13 protein-coding genes are annotated in these 20,018 nt (G+C 71.7%); 6 read left to right on the top strand and 7 right to left on the bottom strand.

What is annotated here, in order from left to right:
• Window positions 1–4: 4 nt before the first annotated feature.
• The 5 genes from ACZ5VQ_RS19730 to rox all read right to left on the bottom strand — a co-directional run bounded on the left by ACZ5VQ_RS19730 (window position 5) and on the right by rox (window position 7,297).
• Window positions 5–1,612, bottom strand: a complete 1,608-nt coding sequence (locus ACZ5VQ_RS19730) for an acyl-CoA carboxylase subunit beta (RefSeq protein ID WP_469106001.1) — start codon at window positions 1,610–1,612, stop codon at window positions 5–7.
• Entirely contained in the window at window positions 1,609–3,255 is a 1,647-nt protein-coding gene (locus tag ACZ5VQ_RS19725) for an acyclic terpene utilization AtuA family protein (RefSeq protein WP_469106140.1), read from the bottom strand. Before ACZ5VQ_RS19725 ends, ACZ5VQ_RS19730 begins: the two co-directional genes overlap by 4 nt.
• A gap of 122 nt (window positions 3,256–3,377) precedes the next feature.
• A complete protein-coding gene (locus ACZ5VQ_RS19720; RefSeq protein WP_469106000.1) occupies window positions 3,378–4,178 on the bottom strand; it encodes a TIGR03084 family metal-binding protein in 801 nt (266 codons plus the stop codon).
• 389 nt (window positions 4,179–4,567) lie between these two features.
• Window positions 4,568–5,518 carry an EamA family transporter gene (locus ACZ5VQ_RS19715; protein ID WP_469106139.1) on the bottom strand — a complete coding sequence of 317 codons (951 nt, stop codon included), beginning with the start codon at window positions 5,516–5,518 and terminating at the stop codon, window positions 4,568–4,570.
• Window positions 5,519–5,743: 225 nt separating this feature from the next.
• On the bottom strand, window positions 5,744–7,297 hold the full coding sequence (gene rox / locus ACZ5VQ_RS19710; protein ID WP_469105999.1) for a rifampin monooxygenase: 1,554 nt from the start codon (window positions 7,295–7,297) through the stop codon (window positions 5,744–5,746).
• Between the two features lie 336 nt (window positions 7,298–7,633).
• On the opposite strand from rox, the gene ACZ5VQ_RS19705 reads away from it, so the two are divergent.
• Window positions 7,634–8,323 carry an MFS transporter gene (locus ACZ5VQ_RS19705; protein WP_469105998.1) on the top strand — a complete coding sequence of 230 codons (690 nt, stop codon included), beginning with the start codon at window positions 7,634–7,636 and terminating at the stop codon, window positions 8,321–8,323.
• An 87-nt stretch (window positions 8,324–8,410) separates the two neighbouring features.
• Here the strand turns inward: ACZ5VQ_RS19705 and ACZ5VQ_RS19700 are convergent, their stop codons facing one another.
• Window positions 8,411–11,692, bottom strand: a complete 3,282-nt coding sequence (locus ACZ5VQ_RS19700) for an FAD-binding and (Fe-S)-binding domain-containing protein (RefSeq protein WP_469105997.1) — start codon at window positions 11,690–11,692, stop codon at window positions 8,411–8,413.
• A 190-nt stretch (window positions 11,693–11,882) separates the two neighbouring features.
• Here ACZ5VQ_RS19700 and ACZ5VQ_RS19695 point away from each other — a divergent pair, with 190 nt between their 5' ends.
• The 5 genes from ACZ5VQ_RS19695 (at window position 11,883) to ACZ5VQ_RS19675 (ending at window position 16,989) form a co-directional block, all read left to right on the top strand.
• Entirely contained in the window at window positions 11,883–14,099 is a 2,217-nt protein-coding gene (locus tag ACZ5VQ_RS19695) for a sensor histidine kinase (RefSeq protein ID WP_469105996.1), read from the top strand.
• A 107-nt stretch (window positions 14,100–14,206) separates the two neighbouring features.
• Entirely contained in the window at window positions 14,207–14,596 is a 390-nt protein-coding gene (locus ACZ5VQ_RS19690; protein WP_234048755.1) for a roadblock/LC7 domain-containing protein, read from the top strand.
• Window positions 14,593–14,949, top strand: a complete 357-nt coding sequence (locus ACZ5VQ_RS19685) for a DUF742 domain-containing protein (RefSeq protein WP_143639742.1) — start codon at window positions 14,593–14,595, stop codon at window positions 14,947–14,949. The genes ACZ5VQ_RS19690 and ACZ5VQ_RS19685 overlap by 4 nt, the downstream gene beginning before the upstream one ends.
• A 115-nt stretch (window positions 14,950–15,064) precedes the next feature.
• The gene (locus ACZ5VQ_RS19680) at window positions 15,065–15,751 is read left to right on the top strand and encodes a GTP-binding protein (RefSeq protein WP_469106138.1); all 687 of its coding nucleotides are present in this window, start codon (window positions 15,065–15,067) and stop codon (window positions 15,749–15,751) included.
• The gene (locus ACZ5VQ_RS19675; RefSeq protein WP_469105995.1) at window positions 15,748–16,989 is read left to right on the top strand and encodes a cytochrome P450; all 1,242 of its coding nucleotides are present in this window, start codon (window positions 15,748–15,750) and stop codon (window positions 16,987–16,989) included. The genes ACZ5VQ_RS19680 and ACZ5VQ_RS19675 overlap by 4 nt, the downstream gene beginning before the upstream one ends.
• A 41-nt stretch (window positions 16,990–17,030) precedes the next feature.
• Here ACZ5VQ_RS19675 and ACZ5VQ_RS19670 read toward each other — a convergent pair whose 3' ends face one another.
• Entirely contained in the window at window positions 17,031–19,952 is a 2,922-nt protein-coding gene (locus ACZ5VQ_RS19670) for an NACHT domain-containing protein (RefSeq protein WP_469105994.1), read from the bottom strand.
• Between the last annotated feature and the right edge of the window lie 66 nt (window positions 19,953–20,018).

Below are 20,018 nucleotides of genomic sequence, written 5' to 3'. Positions count from 1 at the left end.
CCTCTCACATCCGGAAGACGCCGAAGCCGCCGCGTGCGCCCTCGTAGGGCGCCGTGTGGATCGCGGACAGGCACAGGCCGAGGACGGTGCGGGTGTCGCGGGGATCGATGACCCCGTCGTCGTACAGCCGCCCGGACAGGAACATCGGCAGGGACTCGGACTCGATCTGCTGCTCGACCATGGCGCGCAGGGCGGCGTCGGCGTCCTCGTCGTAGGGCTGCCCCTTCGCGGCGGCGGACTGCCGGGCGACGATCGACAGGACGCCCGCGAGCTGCTGGGGGCCCATGACGGCGGACTTGGCGCTGGGCCAGGCGAAGAGGAAACGCGGGTCGTACGCCCGCCCGCACATGCCGTAGTGCCCGGCTCCGTACGACGCGCCCATGAGCACGGAGAGGTGGGGCACGCGGCTGTTGCTCACCGCGTTGATCATCATCGCGCCGTGCTTGATGATGCCGCCCTGTTCGTACTCCTTGCCGACCATGTAGCCGGTGGTGTTGTGCAGGAAGAGCAGGGGGATGTCCCGCTGGTTGGCCAGCTGGATGAACTGGGCCGCCTTCTGGGACTCCTCGCTGAAGAGCACGCCCTGGGCGTTGGCGAGGATGCCGACCGGGTAGCCATGGAGGGTCGCCCAGCCGGTGGCGAGGCTCGTTCCGTAGAGGGGCTTGAACTCGTCGAAGTCGGAGGCGTCGACGAGGCGCGCGACGACCTCGCGGGGGTCGAAGGGGGTGCGCAGGTCCCCGGGGACGATGCCGAGCAGCTCGTCCTCGTCGTACTTGGGCGGGGCGGCCGGGCCCGGATCGCCGTACGCCTTGCGGTGGTTGAGGCGGGCGACGACGCGGCGCGCCTGCCGGAGGGCGTCCTGCTCGTCGACGGCGAAGTAGTCGGCGAGGCCCGACACGCGCGCGTGCATCTCGGCGCCGCCCAGCGACTCGTCGTCGCTCTCCTCGCCGGTGGCCATCTTGACCAGCGGCGGACCGCCGAGGAAGACCTTCGCCCGCTCCTTGACCATGATCACGTGGTCGGACATGCCGGGGATGTACGCGCCGCCCGCGGTGGAGTTCCCGAAGACGACCGCGACGGTCGGGATGCCGGCCGCCGAAAGCCGCGTGATGTCACGGAAGATGGCGCCCCCGGGGATGAAGATCTCCTTCTGGGAGGGCAGGTCGGCGCCACCGGACTCGACGAGGCTGATGCAGGGCAGGCGGTTGGCGAGCGCGATGTCGTTCGCCCTGAGCGCCTTCTTCAGGCTCCAGGGGTTGCTGGCGCCGCCGCGCACGGTCGGGTCGTTCGCCGTGATCAGGCACTCCACGCCCTCGACGACACCGATGCCGGTGACGAGCGAGGCACCGACTGTGTACTCGGGGGAGGCGCTCCCCCAGGCCGCGAGCGGCGACAGCTCCAGGAACGGAGTGTCGGGGTCGAGGAGCAGCTCGATGCGCTCGCGGGCGAGCAGTTTGCCGCGCTTTCGGTGCCGGGCGACGTACTTCTCGCCGCCGCCCGCGAGGGCTTTCGCGTGCTCGGTGTCCAGCTCGGTGAGCTTGGCGAGCATGGCCTCGCGGTGGGCGGCGTAGTCCGGGGAGGCGGTGTCCAGCGCGGACGCCAGGACCGTCACAGCAGTACCTCCGGGATGTCGAGGTGGCGGGAGCGCAGCCATTCGCCGAGGGCCTTGGCCTGCGGATCGAAACGGTGCTGGGCGGCGACACCCTCGCCGAGGACTCCCTCCACTACGAAGTTGAGGGCGCGCAGGTTCGGCAGCACATGGCGTACGACGGTCAAGTCGGCCGTTTCCGGAAGGAGTTCGCGGAACCGGTCGGTGGTGAGGGTGTGCGCCAGCCAGCGCCAGGCGTCGTCCGAGCGGGCCCAGACGCCGACGTTCGCGTTGCCGCCCTTGTCACCGCTGCGGGCCCCGGCGACGAGGCCGAGGGGGGCGCGGCGGGTCGGTCCCGGGGTCGGGGATTCGGGCAGCGGCTCCGGCAGCGGGGGTTCCTCCAGCGGCTCCAGTACGCGGGTGTCCTGGGCCGGCATCACATGGATCCGGTGTCCGTCGTGGAGGACGGCCATATGGTCGACGTCGCCATGGGGGACGTACACATCCTCGAAGACCCCATAGGGCGCGCCCTTTCCGGGTGGCGCCAACACATGGAATCCGGGGTAGCTGCCGAGCGCCAGCTCTACGGCGGCTCCGCTGAGGGTCCGGCCCACCGTGTCCTGGTCGGGGTCACGCACGACGAGCCTGAGGAGGGCGCTGGCCGTCTCCTCGGTGGGGGCGTCGGGGTGGTCGGTGCGGGCGAGTTCCCAACGGACGTCGGCCGGGCGGGACTTGGCCGCCATGAGCGAGGTCTCCAGCTGGTCCCGGACGAGCGCGGCCTTCTTCTCGATGTCGAGCCCGGTCAGGACGAAGACGACCTCGTTGCGGAAACCGCCGAGGCGGTTGAGCCCGACCTTGAGGGTGGGCGGCGGGGCCTCGCCGCGCACACCGTCGATCCGTACCCGGTCGGGGCCCTCCTGGGTGAGCCGGACCGAGTCGAGGCGCGCGGTGACGTCGGGGCCCGCGTACCGGGCGCCGGACGTCTCGTACAGGAGCTGGGCGGTGACCGTACCGAGGTCGACGACGCCGCCGGTGCCGTCGTGCTTGGTGATGACGCTCGTGCCGTCCTCGTGGAGTTCGGCGACGGGGAAGCCCGGGTGGTGCAGGCGGTCCGGGTCGTGCTCGGCGAAGAAGGCGTAGTTGCCGCCGGTGGCCTGCGTGCCGCACTCCAGGACGTGCCCGGCGACGACGGCACCCGCGAGTCGGTCGTACGCGTCCGGCGTCCAGCCGAAGTGGGCGGCGGCCGGTCCCGTGACCAGGGCGGCGTCGGTGACTCGGCCGGTGACGACGATGTCCGCGCCCTCGCGGAGGCAGGTGGCGATGCCTTCGCCGCCCAGGTAGGCGTGCGCGGCGAGGCTCTTGGGGTGGCGTGCGGTGAGGTCGTCGCCCTCGACGTGCGCCACCCGCGCCGGGATGCCGAGCCGCTGGGCCAACTCCCGTACGGCGTCGGCGAGTCCGGCCGGGTTGAGGCCGCCGGCGTTGGCGACGATCCGTACACCCTTCTCGTGCGCGAGCCCGAGACACTCCTCCAGCTGGCGGAGGAAGGTGCGCGCGTAGCCGCCGGCCGGGTTCTTGAGGCGGTCGCGGCCGAGGATGAGCATGGTCAGCTCGGCGAGGTAGTCGCCGGTCAGGACGTCCAGGGGACCGCCGGTGAGCATCTCGCGCATCGCGTCGAACCGGTCGCCGTAGAAACCAGAGGCGTTGCCGATGCGGAGGGGGTGGGGATGGGGATGGGGTCGGGTTGCCGGGGCGGGTGTTGATCCTGTCGTGGAACGGACCCCTGAGTCGGTCATCCCGTGGCCCCCTTCGGCGCGCGGCCGGTGCCGGGCGGACCCGCGAAGGCCTGCGCGAAGTCGAGCCAGCGGTCGGCGTCGGGCCCTTGCGCCCGTACGGCGAGATCGGCGCGGTGGGCCCGCCGGGTGACGAGCAGACAGAAGTCGAGGGCGGGGCCGGTCACGCGCTGGGCCGCGCCCTCGGGGCCGTACGTCCACAACGCGCCGTCGCCGGAGGGTGCCGTCAGTTCGACTCGGAACTCCTCCTCCGGCGCGTCCAGCCCCTGTACCCCGAAGGCGAAGTTCCGGGCTCGCACCCCGATGCGCGCCACATGCCGCAGCCGGTCGGTGGGTGGCCTCATCACATGCAACGCGTCGGCGATGTCCTGGCCGTGGGCCCAGGTCTCCATCAGCCGGGCCGTCGCCATGGAGGCGGCGGACATCGGCGGCCCGTACCAGGGGAAGCGCACTCCTCTGGGTGCCGAACTCAGCACCTTGTGCAGGGCGTCACGCCCCGCGCGCCACTCGGCGAGCAGCCGTGCGGGCGGCAGCCCGGCGCCTTCCTCGGCCCCCTCGTCGACGAACCGGTCCGGGGCGGCGAGCGCCTTCTCCACCTCCGCCCCGAAGGCTGCCAGGTCGGTCGCCGCGAGCAGCGCCGACCGGTCGGTCCAGGCGAGATGCGCGATCTGATGGGCGACGGTCCAGCCCGCCGCGGGGGTCGCGAGCGCCCAGGCGTCCTCGCTCAACTCCCCCACCAGCCGGTCGAGTTCCTCGCTCTCGTCGCGCAGGTCGTCGAACACTGGCGTCGGATCGGTCACGATGCGCTCCCCTCGGGCACGGCGGTGTGCGGCGCGGTGTGCCCAGGAGCATGGCAGCGCTCACAGAAACAAGCAAGCGTGCTTGCATTATTGAAACCGGGATGGCGGACGGCATGTCTGGAGCGGGGCCGGTGCCGGGGCAGAGGCCGGAGCCGGAGCCGGGGCCGGAGCCGGGGCCGGTGCTGAAGCCGGTGCCGGGGCAGAGGCCGGAGCCGGAGCCGGGGCCAGGGCCAGGGCCAGGGAGAAGCTCATCGGTCGGAGGGAACCCCCGTCGGCCGGGGAGAAGCCGTCGGTAGGGGAGAAGCCCGCCTTGCTGGGGCCCGTCAGTCGGGGAAAAGCCCGCCGGTCGGCGGTGCCCGGGCAGGCACCTCGCCGGCGGGGCGGCGCGTCTAGGAGTCCAGCCCCTTGGCCCTGCCCCGGCCCACCTGGGTTCGTACCGCTCCCATGCTCGCCGCGATGACGAGTGTGATCGCCAGGGCCTCCGTCATGGAGAGCGTCTGGCTCAGGACCAGGAAGCCGGCGATCGAGGCGACGGCCGGTTCGAGGCTCATGAGGACGGCGAAGGTGGAGGCGGGCAGGCGGCGCAGGGCGAGGAGTTCGAGGGTGTAGGGGAGCACGGAGGAGAGGACGGCGACGGCGGAGCCCAGCGCGAGCGTGGTCGGGTCCAGCAGCTTCGAGCCGGACTCGACGAGGCCGAGCGGCAGGAACAGCACGGCCGCGACCGCCATGGCGAGCGCCAGCCCGTCGGCCTGCGGGAAGCGCCGCCCCGTACGGGCACTGAAGACGATGTACGCGGCCCACATGGCGCCGGCCGACAGGGCGAACGCGACACCGACCGGGTCGAGACTGTCGAAGCCTCCGCCGCCGAGGAGGAAGACGCCGCCGAGGGCGAGGCCGGCCCAGACGAAGTTGAGGGCGCGGCGGGAGGCCACCACCGAGAGCACGAGGGGGCCGAGCACTTCCAGCGTGACGGCGGGGCCGAGCGGGATGCGGGCGACCGACTGGTAGAAGAGGCCGTTCATCGCGGCCATCGTGATGCCGAAGACGACGACGGTTCCCCAGTCGGTGCGCGAGTGCCCGCGCAGTTTGGGGCGACAGACCACGAGCATCACGATCGCGGCGACCACGAGGCGGAGCGTGACGACGCCGAGCGCTCCGGTGCGCGGCATGAGCGTCACGGCGAGGGCACCGCCGAACTGGACGGAGATACCTCCGGCGAGCACGAGCCCCACGGGGCCGAGGGCCCGGATCCCGCGCGGGCCGCCCGCCGGACCGTCCGTCGGGCCCCCCGTCGAGCCCTCCGTCGGACTGGTCGCCGAGCCGACCCCCGGGTCGAACACGGGGGCCGGCCCGGCGACGGCGGCCGTGGGGTCGGCGACCGACGGGGAGCGGTCAGCGCTGGGGATGTTCACGGGGCCGTCCAGGAAGTTCGGGTCGAGAGCTGTTGTACGTTGCAGTACATCATGGTGGACTTTCCGGTCCAGGGTAATGGACTCAGTCAGGGCTGTACAACAGTTTTGCAGCTTACGCTGCGGTGAAATGTCCTGGGCGGCCCGGCGCCGGAATCAGTTGGCGGGCCTGCCGAACCAGCGGGTGAGGTGGTCGTCCAGGTCCCGCTGGTCGTCGCCGATCCAGGCGACGTGGCCGTCGGGGCGCAGCAGGACGCACGGAACATCCAGTGCCGCTGTGGGATCCGAGAGGTGATCGACCCGGTCCGACCAGCCGCCGACGGTCAGTCGTTCGGTACGGTCCAGCAGCAGGCCGCGGCCGCGATGCAGCAGGCCGTAGAGGTGGCCCTGTTTCACGTCGATGTCGCGCAGGCGGCGGCCGAGCAGGTCGGGGCCTTCGCCGAAGTCGTAGCGGACGGCGATCGCGGTGATCTTCTCGATCAGGTAGCGGTTCACCTCGTCGAAGTCCATCAGTTCGGTGAGCAGCCTGCGCAGGGCCTGCGGGCCCGGTTCGGTGGAGTGCAGTTCCATCTGGGCTCGGGTGTTGTCGAGCACGTCCTCGGCGACGGGATGACGTTCGGCCTGGTAGGTGTCCAGCAGTGTTTCCGGCGCCCAGCCGCGGATCTGTGCGGCCAGTTTCCAGCCGAGGTTGAACGCGTCCTGAACGCCCAGGTTGAGACCCTGTCCGCCGACGGGTGGATGGATGTGTGCCGCATCGCCGGCCAGCAGCACCCGCCCGACCCGATAGCGTTCGGCCAGCCGGGTGGCATCGCCGAAGCGGGACAGCCAGCGCGGGGAGTGCACACCGAAATCGGTTCCGGCGATGGCCCGCAGTTGTTGCCTGAAATCCTGGAGGGTGGGCGGTTCCGCGCGATCGCCGACTCCCGCGGCGGGGACTACGACGCTGTACGCCTTTTCGCCGAAGGGCCTGAGCCAGAATCGCTGATTGGTCCCGCCGATTTCGGCCACCTTGGCGGCGATCTCCTCCTGCGGCACACCCACTTCCATCTCGCCCATCAGCGTCTCGGTCCGCGAAGGCTCGCCGGGGAAGCCGACGCCGAGCAGTTTGCGCACCGTACTGCGCCCGCCGTCACAGCCGACGAGGTAGCGCGCACGCAGCCGTTCGCCTCCCCCGCCGGCTACGCCCTCACCGGCGGGGGTCCCCCAACTGGCCAGTTCGACGGTCACGCCCTCGTCGTCCTGCTCGAAACCGGCCACCGCACAACCGCGCCGGACCTGTGCACCCAGTTCGATCGCGTGCTCTTCGAGCAGACGGACGACGACCGGTTGCGGGATGCCCAGCAGATAGGCGTGCGCGGAATCCAGGCCCTCGGGCGCGGGTTTGTCGATGGCGGCGAAGAATCCTGCGGCCGGACGCCTTCTTCCGTGTTCGAGAAGGCGATCCAGCAGTCCGCGCATTGCCATCAGCTCGACACTGCGAATGTGCAGACCGACGATGCGGACCAACGACGCGGGCTCGGTTTCCTTCTCCAGAACGAGTACCCGCACATCGTGCAGCCGCAGTTCGGCGGCCAGCATCGCGCCGGTCGGCCCGCACCCGGCAATGATCACGTCGAACGTGACCGTATCCAGATCCGTCGCCGTATCCGTCGCCGTATCCCTATCCGGATCCGTCGCCGACGGCTCGGCGGTGAACTGTGGAGAGTGCATAGGTGTGTTGCCCTTCGGGAGTGCCTTGTTGGCAAGGCGCTCCCGGCGACACCTACGTCAATCGCCCGGCCGTGACGGGAAGGGGGAGCACCCACGTCGATGCAGCGTTCATGGGTCTCACCTCCTCGGGCGGTGTCACGGTCGTCTGGAAGCTACTGGCCCCGGCATCGTCCGGTCCAACCCTTTTCATCCGTCGGCCAGGCGGCGCAGGAGGGCCCGGGGGCGGTAGGGGATGACCTCGGCCAGTGAGATGGCGGTGCTGGTCCGGTCGGCGTTCCTCGGGACGTCCCGGGCCGTGTTCCCCGCAACGTCCGGGCCGACGTTCCCCGCAGCGCGGTGGCCGCCCTCAGCCGCATCGGCCGCACCGTCCGGGCCCCCGCCCCCTGGACGGCCGGCCTCGTCTTCGCCTGCTACACCCTTCCGTGGATGGCCGTGGTCGGGTTCCTGCCCACCATCTACCGCGACGGCGGGATGGCGGGCAGCTGGCCGGGCGTCCTCAGCGCGGTGGTCGGCGCGGCGAACGCCATCGGCTCGATCACCACCGCGGCACTCATGAGACGCGGCCTGCCCGCCCGCGCCCTCCTCGTCCCCGCCTTCGTCCTCATGGCCACCACATCCCTGCCAGCCTTCGCAGTCGACTGGCATACCCTCCCCGCGGGCACCGCCTGGCAGTTCCTCTGCGTCGTGGCCTTCTCGCTGACCGGCGGCGCGATACCGGCCACCTTGTTGCGCATGATCGGTGAACTCACTCCGGCAGGCGGCTCCGCCCCCGCCACCATGGGTCTGATCCAGCAGCTCTTCAACACCGGCAGTTTCATCGGTCCCGCGCTCGCCGCATGGCTGGCCACCCGCACCGGCGGCTGGCATTCCAGCTGGTGGATGACCTGTGCCTGCGCGGCAGTTGGCATCGTCCTCAGCCTCCGCCTCAGGACCCGGGTCACGGGCACGGTGGCGGCCCCGGTGGGAGACTCGACGACCGCCCTCACCACGTCCGCACAACCTTCCGGGCCCCCACGGCACCGCTGACGGCACGGCTGACGGCTTCGCGCCGCACGCTTGACCTGCGCCTGATCTGCGCCTGATCTGCGCCTGTTGTGCTGATCTACGCCACACCTAGATCTCGGGGCCGTCCAGACCCTCCGCCAGCACCTCCGCCAGGTGTCTGCCCTTCCGGCCTCCGAGCTGTTCCAACTGTTCCAGTTGGGCGCGGCACGAGAAGCCGTCCGCCAGGACCACCGGTTCCTCCCCGGCCGCCCGGACCGCCGGCAGCAGCTGTTCCTCCGCGCAGGCCACCGACACTTCGTAATGGCCCTTCTCGAAGCCGAAGTTGCCCGCCAGGCCGCAGCAGCCGCCGGAGAGTTCGCCGGTCAGGCCCGCTGCCGTGCGAAGGCGGCGGTCCGGGGCGTCGCCGAGGACCGCGTGCTGGTGGCAGTGGGTCTGACCCACGACAGGGCGGTCCAGTCGGGGTGGGGTCCAGTGCGGGGCGTGGCGTTCGAGCGCCTCCGCGAAGGTCAGGACGGCCGACGCCACTCGCTTGGCGCGCGGATCGTCGGGCAGCAGCTCGGGCAGGTCCGTGCGCAGGGCGGCGGCGCAGCTGGGTTCGAGGACGACGATGGGCGTGCCTTCCCCGGGGAAGGCCGGATCCCCGAGCGGATACAGCAGGTCGAGGGTGCGTCGCATCACCTTGCGGGCGCGGTCCAGTTGACCCGTCGAGACATAGGTCAGGCCGCAACAGACCCGGCCACGGGGAGCCACCCGCGGGACGTCGGACGGGCTCGGGGCGGCGGACGGGCTCGGGACAGCCGACGGGTCCGGGGCAGCCGACAGACTCGGAACGGCCGACGGAGCCGGGGCGGCCGACGGGGCCGGAGCAGTCGACGGGGCCGGAGCAGTCGACAGACTCGGAGCAGCGGGCAGACTCGGGGCAGTCGACAGACTCGGATCGGCGGGCGGGCCCGGGACATCCGACGGGTTCAGGGCGGTCTGCGGGCTCGGTGCGGCCAGCGATCCGTCGCCCGACGCCCGGCTCCACGGCTGCCGCCTGCCCATGCCCGGCACCCACCGAAGCCACCCGCCCACGGCCGGCATCCACCGAAGCCACCTGCCCAAGGCCGGCACCCGCAGGAGCCGTCTCTCCCTCGGCGGCCACGGCAGCACCCTCAGCCCCGCCGCCTCCAGAACCCGTGCCGCCGCCTTTCCGACGGACGGTGACAGGTACTCCGTGAAGGTGTCCGGCCAGAGAACGACCGTCTTGGGCAGGCCGTCCGGGTGCTCTTCGTACTCGACGCCGCCCTCGCGCATCTCCTGCCGTGCCTGCGCCCTGACCCCGCGGCCCCACCACCGGGTGAACGTCTCCCCCGCCACCCGCGGAATCTCCCGCTCGGGCGCGATCCCGCCCAGCCACTTCACCACGGCCGCCAACGGGCGTACCGAAGCGAGGAAGTTGACCGGGCCGGCCAAGTGCAGGCGGGAGACCGTGCCGAGCCAGACCGGCAGCCACCCCATCGCGTAGTGCGCGGCCGGTCGCCGGCGGCCCGCGTAGTGGTGGTGCAGGAACTCCGCCTTGTACGTGGCCATGTCGACCCCCACCGGGCAGTCGGAGCGGCAGCCCTTGCAGGACAGGCACAGGTCCAGCGCGTCCCGGACCTCCGTGGACGCCCAGCCGTCGGTGACGACCTCGCCCGCGAGCATCTCGTGCAGCAGCCGGGCCCGCCCGCGCGTGGAGTGCTCCTCCTCGCCGGTCGCGCGGAAGGAGGGGCACATGACGCCGGAGCCCGGACCGGCCGTCTCCGTGCGGCACTTGGCGACGCCCACGCATCTGCGGACCGCCGCCGAGAAGTCCCCTCCGTCGTGCGGATAGCCGAAGGCCACGTCCACCGGCTCGCGCGGGAGCACGGCGAATCTCAGGTTCTCGTCCAGGGCGGCGGGCCGGACCAGCATTCCCGGGTTGAGCAGGTCGTCCGGGTCCCACACCGACTTCGCTCGCTCGAAGAGGGCGACCATCTCCTCCCCGTACATCTTCGGGAGCAGTTCGGCCCTGGCCTGCCCGTCGCCGTGCTCTCCGGAGAGCGAGCCGCCGTGGGCGACGACCAGCTCCGCCAGCTCCTCCGAGAAGCGGCGGAAGCGGCCGATGCCCTCGGGGGAGAGCAGGTCGAAGTCGATGCGTACGTGAATGCAGCCGTCCCCGAAGTGCCCGTACGGCGTGCCGCGCAGGCCGTGGGAGGTCAGCAGCCCTCTGAAGTCCCGCAGATACGGGCCGAGTCGGGCCGGGGGCACCGCGCAGTCCTCCCAGCCGGGCCAGGCCTCGGTGCCGTCCGGCATCCGGGTCGCCGTGCCGCTCGCGTCCTCGCGGACGCGCCACAGGGCCCGCTGACCGGCCGGGTCGGTGACCACGAGGGAGTCGACGACGTCCGCGGCACGCACGATCGCGTCCGCACGCGCGCGTGCCTCAGCCGCCGTCCCGCCGCCCGTCTCCACGAAGAGCCAGGCGCCGCCCCTGGGCAGTCCCGCGTCCGCCCGTACGAGATCGGCCGCCATGCCCTCCACCGTCAACGGCCGGTACGGCAGCAGGCCCGCCGCCGCCTCGGCCGCCGCGCTCTCGTCCGCGTACGCCAGCACGGCCAGCGCACGCGCGCGTGGGGCCTCGACCAGCGCGACGACCGCCTCCGTCAGCACGCCGAGGGTGCCCTCGGAGCCGCAGAAGGAACGGGCTACGTCGGCGCCCTTCTCGGGGAGCAGCGCGTCCAGCGCGTACCCCGAAATACGGCGGGGCAGGTCCGGGAAGCCGGTGCGCAGCCGCTCCAACTCCCCCTCCACCAGGGCCCGCAGCCCCTCCGGAGCGCCCGCCCAGGAGCGGCCCGGCGACAGGAACTCGCCCCTCGCCGTCACCACGGACAGCTCGCGCACGCTGTCGGCCGTCGTGCCCCAGGCCACCGAGTGCGACCCGCACGAGTTGTTGCCGATCATCCCGCCGAGCGTGCACCGGCTGTGGGTCGACGGGTCGGGCCCGAAGCGCAGGCCGTGCGGCGCGGCCGCCTCCTGGAGGCGGTCCAGGACGACCCCCGGCTGGACCACGGCCGTGCGCTCCTGCGCGTCCAGGGACACGATCCGGTTCATGTGGCGGGTGAAGTCCAGCACCACACCCGTGCCGGTCGCCTGTCCCGCGATCGACGTACCACCACCACGCGCGACGACCGGCACACGGAGACGGGAGCAGACGGACAGCGCCGCCGCCACGTCGTCGGCGTCTCTCGGGGCGACCACACCGAGCGGCACGCGCCGGTAGTTGGACGCGTCCATGGTGGTCAGCGCCCTCGCCGTCACGCCGAAGGCGACCTCTCCGCGCACGGCTTTCCGCAGCTCCGACCGCAGCTCCCCGAGATCCATTTCCGTCATGCCTCCAAGAATGCACCCCGTCACTGACAGTGACCCCCGGCGGGCGAAGGAGGGTCGGCCCCCGGATTGGGGACGACTTGTGAAAGCGGGCACGAATCCTGCCCGGTCCGATCACGAACTCCCATATAGTGACCGCCAGTTGAGCACCAGGTGTCGCATCCCGCCCAGGACACGACCGAGGACACGATTGATGACCGCGCCCACCCCGCAAGCGCGCCCCACCCCGGATCGGCCGTCCCCAGCGCACCTCGGAGGCGAGCGACCTCGCCTGCGTGCCGTCGTGCTCGCCCCGCTCCTGGCCGCCGTACCGGCGGCGCTCGCCGTCGGCGCCGCGGTCGCCCTGGCCCCCGCGTCGGTGCGCGTGGCCCTCGCCTGGGGCGGCAGCGCGGGCGTCGTCCTGCTGTGCGCTGCCGTCGCCCTGGCGAGCCGCGCCATGGCAACGTCGCGATTACTCGTCCGCCGCCTCGAAGCGGTGTCCCAGGAGGCCGGCCGGCTGCTCCAGGAGCACGCCCGCCTCACCGAGGAGTCGGCCCGCGAACGCGCGCGCCTGACCGACGAGTACACCCGGGAACGCGCCCGCCTCGCCGAGCAGAACACCCACCAGAAGGTCCGTCTGGCCGCCGAACTCGACCGGGAGCGCATCCGCCTCGGCGCCGAGCACGCGCGCGTGGCCGACGAACTGCGGCAGGCGAGAACCGACCGCGCCGCCGCGATCTCGGCGGCCGCCAACACCGCGGGCCGGCTGCAGGCCCTGGCCACGAGCATGCTGGCCGACCTGCGCGCCATGGAGGAGCGGCACGCCGACGAGGACGTCCTCACCGACCTCCTCCACCTCGACCACCGCACCGCCCAGGCGGGCCGTCTCGCCGACTCCGTCGCCGTCCTCGCGGGCGCGCGCTCGGGCCGCCGCTGGGCGCGGCCCATCGTCATGGAGTCGATCCTGCGCGGCGCGATGGGCCGTATCAGCGGCTACCAGCGCGTACGCGTGCACTCGTCCAGCGAGGCCGCCGTGGCCGGGCACGCCGCCGAGGGCGTGATGCACGCGCTCGCCGAGATCCTCGACAACGCCGCGAACTTCTCTCCTCCGACGGCCGAAGTGCACGTCTACGTAGAGGAGGTTCCGGCCGGAGTCATCATCTCCGTGGAGGACAGCGGGCTGGTGATGGGCGACGTGCAGCTGCGCCGCGCCGAACGCGCCGTCTCCGGCGAGGAGGCGGAACTCGGCGGCCTCAGCGGCACCCGGCTCGGCCTCGCGGTCGTCGGCCGCCTCTCCCGCAAGTACGGCCTGAAGGTCTCCTTCCGCCCCTCCGCGCGCGGCGGCACGGGCGTCCTGGTGCTCATCCCCCAGGACATCCTCGCGAGCCCTGCCGCGACCGCGACGCAGACGCCGCCGCAGACTTCGGCTTCGAAGCCCACATCGGCTTCGACGCCAGCTTCGGCTTCGACTTCGGCTTCGATGCCGACTTCGGGTTCGGTGCCGACGTCGGGTTCGGTGCCGACTTCGGGTTCGGTGCCGACTTCGGGTTCGATGCCGACGTCGACGACCGGCTCGGCTCCGGAGGCTTCCCCGACGCCGACTTGGGCCTCCACCGCGACTCCGACGCCGGCCTCGACAACTGGCGCTGCCCCGACGTCCGCTTGGGCCTCGTTCTCGGCCTCGTCCTCGTCCTCGGCGCCTGCCTCGACATCGGCTTCGGACCTGGCCCCGGACCCGGACCCGGACCGGGACCGGGCATCGGCATCGACTCCGAGCCACGTACCGGCCACACCCCAGGTACCGACCGCGAACCGGGTCTCGCCCTCGCCCTCGGCCTCGGCACCCGGCCCGGCCGTGGCCTGGGTCCCGATTCCGGCCACGCATGACGCCCCTGAGACCCATGGCACCCACGGAGCCCAAGGCGCCCATGACGCCCACGACGCCCGTCACGGTCACGAGCCCGAGGTGTCCGACCCTGCGCCGCAGTCCTGGCCCCAGCCCCAGCCCTGGCCCCGCCCCCAGCAGTCGTACGCCGCCGCGCACGCCCTGCCCGACCTGGACCCGGAGCCCGTGCCCGCCCACGGCTCCCCGCTCCGGCCCGTGGTCGCCGACCCCCTCGTCAGCCTCCCCAAGCGCCACCGGGGCCGCACCCTCGCCGAGGCGGAGGCCGAAGTGGAGGCCCAGCGCTCCCGCAGCAGACCCCCGGCCGCGCTCGGCAGCCGTGACGACTCCGACGGTTCCGACGGTTCCGACCGCTCCGGCACCCCCTACTCCCCGGAGGCCCCCGGCTCCGCGCACGACGACGTGATGACCCGCGCCGCCCGCTTCAGCAGTTTCCGCCAAGCCGTCCGAGGGACGTCGGCGGAGGAGCCCGTACAAGCCCGTACGAGCCCTGCCACCTCCCACCCGGAAAGCGACCCCACTTCATGACCGGCCCCACCGGCCCCATCGGCAGCTCGGCCACGGCCGCCATCGCCGCATCCGCCTCCCCCACCGCCCACTCCTCCGCCTCCACCGAGGAGAAGCTGACCTGGCTCATGCAGGGCATGCTGGCGCGCACCCCCGGCGCCCGGCACGCGCTCGTGCTCTCCCGGGACGGCCTGAAGCTGTGCCGTACGCCGGAACTCTCCGTCGACCAGGCCGACCAGCTCGCCGCCATCGCCGCCGGTATCCAGTCGCTGTCCCACGGGGCGTCCATGGAGTTCGGGGACGGCACCGGGGGCGTACGGTCGGCGATGGCCGAGTTCTACGGCGGGGTCCTGTTCATCGTGGAGGCGGGCGAGGGCGCGCATCTGGCCCTGGTCACGGCCGAGGAGGCGGACCCCGGGCTCGTCGGGCACAACATGGCCGAACTCGTGGAACAGCTCGGCGAACACCTGAGTTCACAGCCTCGTACGTCACTGAGCGCGCAGCCACGTACGTCATGAGCCGGCCGGGCAGGGACGACGCGCCCGACCGGCTCTACACCGTCACGCAGGGACGCAGCCGGTCCACGCCCGGAACGCCGTTCGACCTGGTGACCCTGGTCGTCGCCGAGTGCGACGCGGTCCCCGGCATGCAGTCGGAGCACGCGGCGATCCTGCGCCTCGCCGAACGGCCCACCGCCGTCGCGGAGGTCGCCGCGGAACTGCGGCTGCCGGTCAGCATCACGAAGATCCTGCTCTCCGACCTCCTCGCCGAGGGCCGCGTCAGCGCCCGCCACCCGCGCAGGGCCGCAATCGCCGGCCGCCCCGATCCCGACATCCTGGAGCAGGTGCTCGTTGGACTCCGCAACCTCTGAACCGACCGCCGCCGCCCGGACACCCGACACGGGTACGTCCGACACGGGCACGTCCGACGCCGCTACATCCAGCGCCCGTACGCCCGAGGACCGTGCGCCCGAGGTTCGTACGCCCCTGGCGGCGTCCGCCGACAACGGGCTGAAGATCGTGGTCGTCGGCGGTTTCGGCGTCGGCAAGACGACGATGATCCACTCGGTGAGCGAGATCCGCCCCCTCAGCACCGAGGAGACGATCACGGGGGCCGGCGGGACGGTCGACGACGTCAGCGCGGTGCCCGGCAAGTCCCGGACGACCGTCGCCTTCGACTTCGGCCGCATCACGCTCAGCGCCCGCACCGTGCTCTACCTCTTCGGCGCGCCGGGCCAGGAGCGCTTCTGGTACCTCTGGGACCGGCTCTTCACCGGGGCGCTCGGCGCGGTCGTCCTCGTCGACACCCGCCGCATCGACGACTCCTGGTACGCCATCGACCGGCTCGAACGCCTCGGTACGCCGTTCATCGTCGCCCGCAACGACTTCCGCGGCCCCGCCCACACACCCGAACAGGTCCGCGACGCCCTCGATCTCGCCCCGCACATCCCGCTCGTCGACTGCGACGCACGCTCCCGCAACTCCGGCAAGCGTGTCCTGATCGCCCTCGTCGAACACATCAAGAGCCTGTACCTCGCCGAGGATCCGCAGGTCATCGAGAGGGTGCGGGCCGCCAGGAGTCCGTACGCGGCCGGGGGCTCCGCCGGTACACCGCAGGACCAGGTCACCGCACCCGCCGCGGTCACCTCACCCGCGCCGGAGTTGACCCAGTGAACCCCGCCCCCGTACGCCTCAACGGGCCCCGGTTCCTGGCAGAACCCGCGGAGCTGTACCGGGAGTTGAGGCGTGAGCACGGTGCCGTGGCGTCGGTGCTGCTCGACGGGGACATCCCGGCCTGGCTCGTGCTCGGCTACCGCGAGCTGCACCAGGTCACCGGGGATCCGGTGCTGTTCAGCCGCGACTCCGGCCTCTGGAACCAGTGGGACCGGGTCCCCGACGACTGGCCGCTGCTGCCGCTGATCGGCCGCGGGCAGCCGTCCATCCTCTACACCGTCGGCGAACGCCACCGCGAGCGCGCCGCGATGGTCAGCGACGCCCTCGAAGCCGTCGACGCCTTCGAACTGCGTACCCTCGCCGAGCGGTTCGCCGACGAACTGATCGACGCGGTGTGCGCCAAGGGCGCGACGGACCTGGTAGCGGACTACGCGGCCCTACTCCCCGTACGTGTCCTCGCCACCCTCTACGGCTTCGCCGACGAACAGGGCCCCGGGCTCGTCGCCGCCCTGAACGACATGGTCGACGGGCACGAGGGCGCCATCGCCGGGCAGTTGCACGTGGCCGCCGCGATGGCCCACCTGGTGGCGGACAGGGCGGCGCGCCCCGCGGACGACGTGGTCAGCCGGATGCTCGAGCGCGGACACGCGGGAGGGGGCGCGGGCGGCTTCACGCACGAGGAGATCACCCAGGACCTGATGGTCATGATGGCCGCCGGGCACCAGCCGACCGCCGACTGGATCGGCAACTCGCTGCGGCTGATGCTCACGGACGAGCGGTTCGCGGCCTCGCTCTTCGGCGGGCGGCGCAGTGTCGCCGAGGCGATGAACGAGGTGCTGTGGGAGGACACGCCCACGCAGAACGTGGCCGGGCGCTGGGCCGCCCGCGACACGCGGCTCGGGGGGCGGGGTGTGCGCGCCGGTGACCTCCTGCTGCTGGGCCTCCAGGCCGCCAACCACGACCCACAGGTCCGCACCCACAGCTCCGCCCTCACCGGCGGCAACAGCGCGCACTTCTCCTTCGGCCACGGCGAACACCGCTGCCCGTTCCCCGCCCAGGAGATAGCGGAGGTCATCGCCCGCACAGCCATCGAGGTAGTCCTGGACCGCCTCCCGGACATCGACCTGACCGTCCCCGCCAACTCGTTGACGCGTCGTCCCTCGCCGTGGCTACGAGGCCTGACGAACCTCCCCGTGCGCTTCACCCCTGCGCCGCCCCTCGGAGGCCTGCCCACCTGAGGAGTTGAGGCCTTCACGAACGCCGGACGGGCACGAGCAGTTCAGTTCCTCGGGCGGGGCTTTCGGGTGATGGCGCCGGGTGGGAAGTGCTCTGTGCCGAGGACTTCGTCTGCCCGGTGGATGGTGACGGCGAGGTCTGCCATGCCGCGCAGTGGAGTGAGGTCTACCTGCCGGGGCCCGCCGTAGCAGGTGATCGTCAGCTTTTTGAGGTTAGGAAGTGCCCTGGCCGCCGTGGCAAGGTCGTCGTCCGCCTTCCAGTTTCCCAGCCAGAGCTCCTCGATCTGTGGGGTGGGCGGGAGGTCGGCAAGCATGGACAGGCTGGCGCGGACCTGCAGCGTGAGACAGCTGAGCTCGGGCAATGCCGAGATCTGAGAAAGGCCGTCCAGGGGACCACACAGGTTCAGGTAGGTGAGGTTGGGCCAGCGGGCGACGCCTTCAAGCGTGTGGAGATGTTCGCAGGAGAGGATGCCGAGCCACAGGCTCGTGAGATCTGCGTCGACAGGCAGTGCTTCAAGGTTACGGAGCGGGTGCTTCACATTAAGACTCAGGCTCTTCAGGTGGGCCAGGCCCTGGAGGTCGTCGAGGCGTGCCGCCTCACACCCGTAGAGGCTGAGGCTGGTGACGGGCGTGGCGGCCAGTGGTGTCAGGTCCGCGACGTTCCGGCACTGGTTGAAGGAGATGTCGGTCAAGGACGTGTACGCCTGAAGGAAGCCCAGATTTTCCAGCGCAGAGTTCCGAGTGGCCTCCAGCCTCTGAAGCTCTCCCGGCCTGATCGCACTGGTGATCTCGCCGCTCGTGAAGTTTCCGGTGAATTCGACTCTGGTGAGAGTGCGCAGGTGGCGCAGCACCGAGAGTTGTTCGGCTGAGCGGACCCTCACATAATGGGCGCTCGGTGCGTGGGCGAGGACTTCGCGGGCGTAGTCCTCAGTGTCGAAGTTGCTCCATTCGTCATGCAGCGTGAACTGGACGTTGAAGCTAGTGCTGGCGCGGAATTTCTTCATGACCGTGAGAGCGGCGTCGCCGCCGATACGGCCGGCCGTACTGACAACGGCTTCGGCCTCGTCGTCCTCCAGGCCTTCGGGGCCGGGCAGCAGATCGAGGATGACCGGGCCGACCGCGGCCAGCGTATGGGCCTCTTCAACGCTCCGCGGGGGCAGGAGAGCAGCCGTGCGCTGCTGGACGTCCTCGCGGACGGCCGGGTCGAGCTCGGTCGCGTGTTCCAGGCAGGCCGTGGCCAGCAGATGCAGACGGGTGCGGTGCTTGGGGGTGCGGTCGCCGCGCGTGATCAAGCGGCGCAGCAGGCTTGCGCGTTCATGGGGACGCGCGTGGGCCACGGCCATACGCAGGACGTCCTCCCACTGATCGTCATGGGCGTGCCGGACCAGCAGGGGGATGTCGCGTGCCTCGATGGCGGCCTTGGCACCGAGATAGTCCTGGAAGGTGCGGTGGACGAAGTCGATGGTCTCGGCGGTGGGTTGCCGTAGCAGCCCGGAGCGGGCGAGCAGGTGGGTGAGGACACCGTCGGCGTCGGCCTGCTGAGCAATGTGCGGCATGGCGGGCAGGGCGTCGTCGACGAGCGCCCGCGCCGTGTCGTGGTCGAGTTCGGTCTGGCCGTTGCGAATGAGCCAGTAGGCCAGGCGCTGCAGGAGCTGGACGCTCTGGTGCTCGGTGAGGCTGAGCCCCTCGGGCGCCTCGATGTCGCGTTCGCGGTCACGGCGGTGCATCAGCATGGACAGGGCGGCCTCATAGAGCTCCATCCGGCCGTGCGGCAGGTGCCCGCGCCGGTCGCGGTGCAGGGCACAGACCAGCGCGCACAGCAGCGGTGTGGTGGTCAGGCGGGCCAGGTCGCGCTGAGAGCGCACGGTGTCCTTGAGCGCCTCTTCCAGAGTGGTCAGGTGGGCCCGTTCCTGATCGGTGGTGGCGTTGAAGGCGGCCGCGGTGTGCCAGCGGGTGACGAACACCGCCACGTCCCGGGTGCTCATGGGCCGTACGGTCAGTTCGGTGAATCCGCTGTCGGCGAGCCAGCCCTCGGGTACGGCGGAAGGCCGGGTGGTCACCAGATAGGCGGCCTGCGGGTAGGCGGCGAGCAGTTCGCGCAGCCACTGCCTGGTCTTGGCCCGCTGGGCCTGGGGTACTTCGTCGAGGCCGTCGATGAGCAGCAGGGCACGGCCCTCGACCAGGGCCCGGTCGGCCCAGTTCGCAGGCTGGGCGCCATCGCGCGGGCAGCCGACCGCAGTCAGGTATTCGTGCGGGGCGGGCAACTCGCCGCGGCGTACAAGGGTCCGCAGTGGCAGGACAAACGGCAGGCAGCCCTCCAAGTGGGCCAGCTGGGGCGGCAGGCGACGGCGTGCGGCGGAGACGGCGAGCCACTGCATCAGAGTGGTTTTGCCGCTGCCGGCCAGCCCCCGCACAAGGGTCCGCCGCCGTCCGGCCAGGGCCTGCTCGGCCCGCTCCACCCACACCTCCGCCCCTCCGTGGCCGAGCCCGGTGCCCATCTCGCCTCGGCTGTCGGTGAGCCCGGCGCCCCGGACAGGGGCGGAGAGTTCCAGGCTGAGATATGCGGCATCCAACGGCCAGCAGGCACGCTCCGGACGGGACAGATCCAGCCCGATCACCGACAGCTGCCCATATCGCTGCTCCAGATAGCCCCGGTACCAGTTCTCGAACCACTTCTCCGGGTCCGGATCGGCGTCGTCCACTGTCCCGACAGGCGCGGTAGGAGGCAGCGCGCGGGCCCGCAGCCGTAGCAACGGTTGGGCATCGGTCTTCAGAGCCGCCGCGAGTGCCACGACGGTCGCCTCGCTGGGCATGCCGGTCCCGTTCAGCGCCTGGCTGACCGTGGTGCGCCCCAGCCCCGCCCGCCCCGGCAGAGCGGTCATCGACAGCCGCCGCTGTACGCGCAGGCTCCGCAGCCGCTCCTTCAGCTCCGCCAGCACTTCCTGTCGGCTCTCGCTCGCCCCCACCCCGGCCCCCTCCACGGACAGCGCCGCCCCCGTTGTTCAAGCCCGTTCATCTTTGTCCATCCGAAC

Source organism: Streptomyces sp. NPDC033178 (assembly GCF_055577685.1).
Note: the sequence above shows the minus strand (reverse complement) of the source record. Positions and strands in the feature narration are given on the sequence as shown.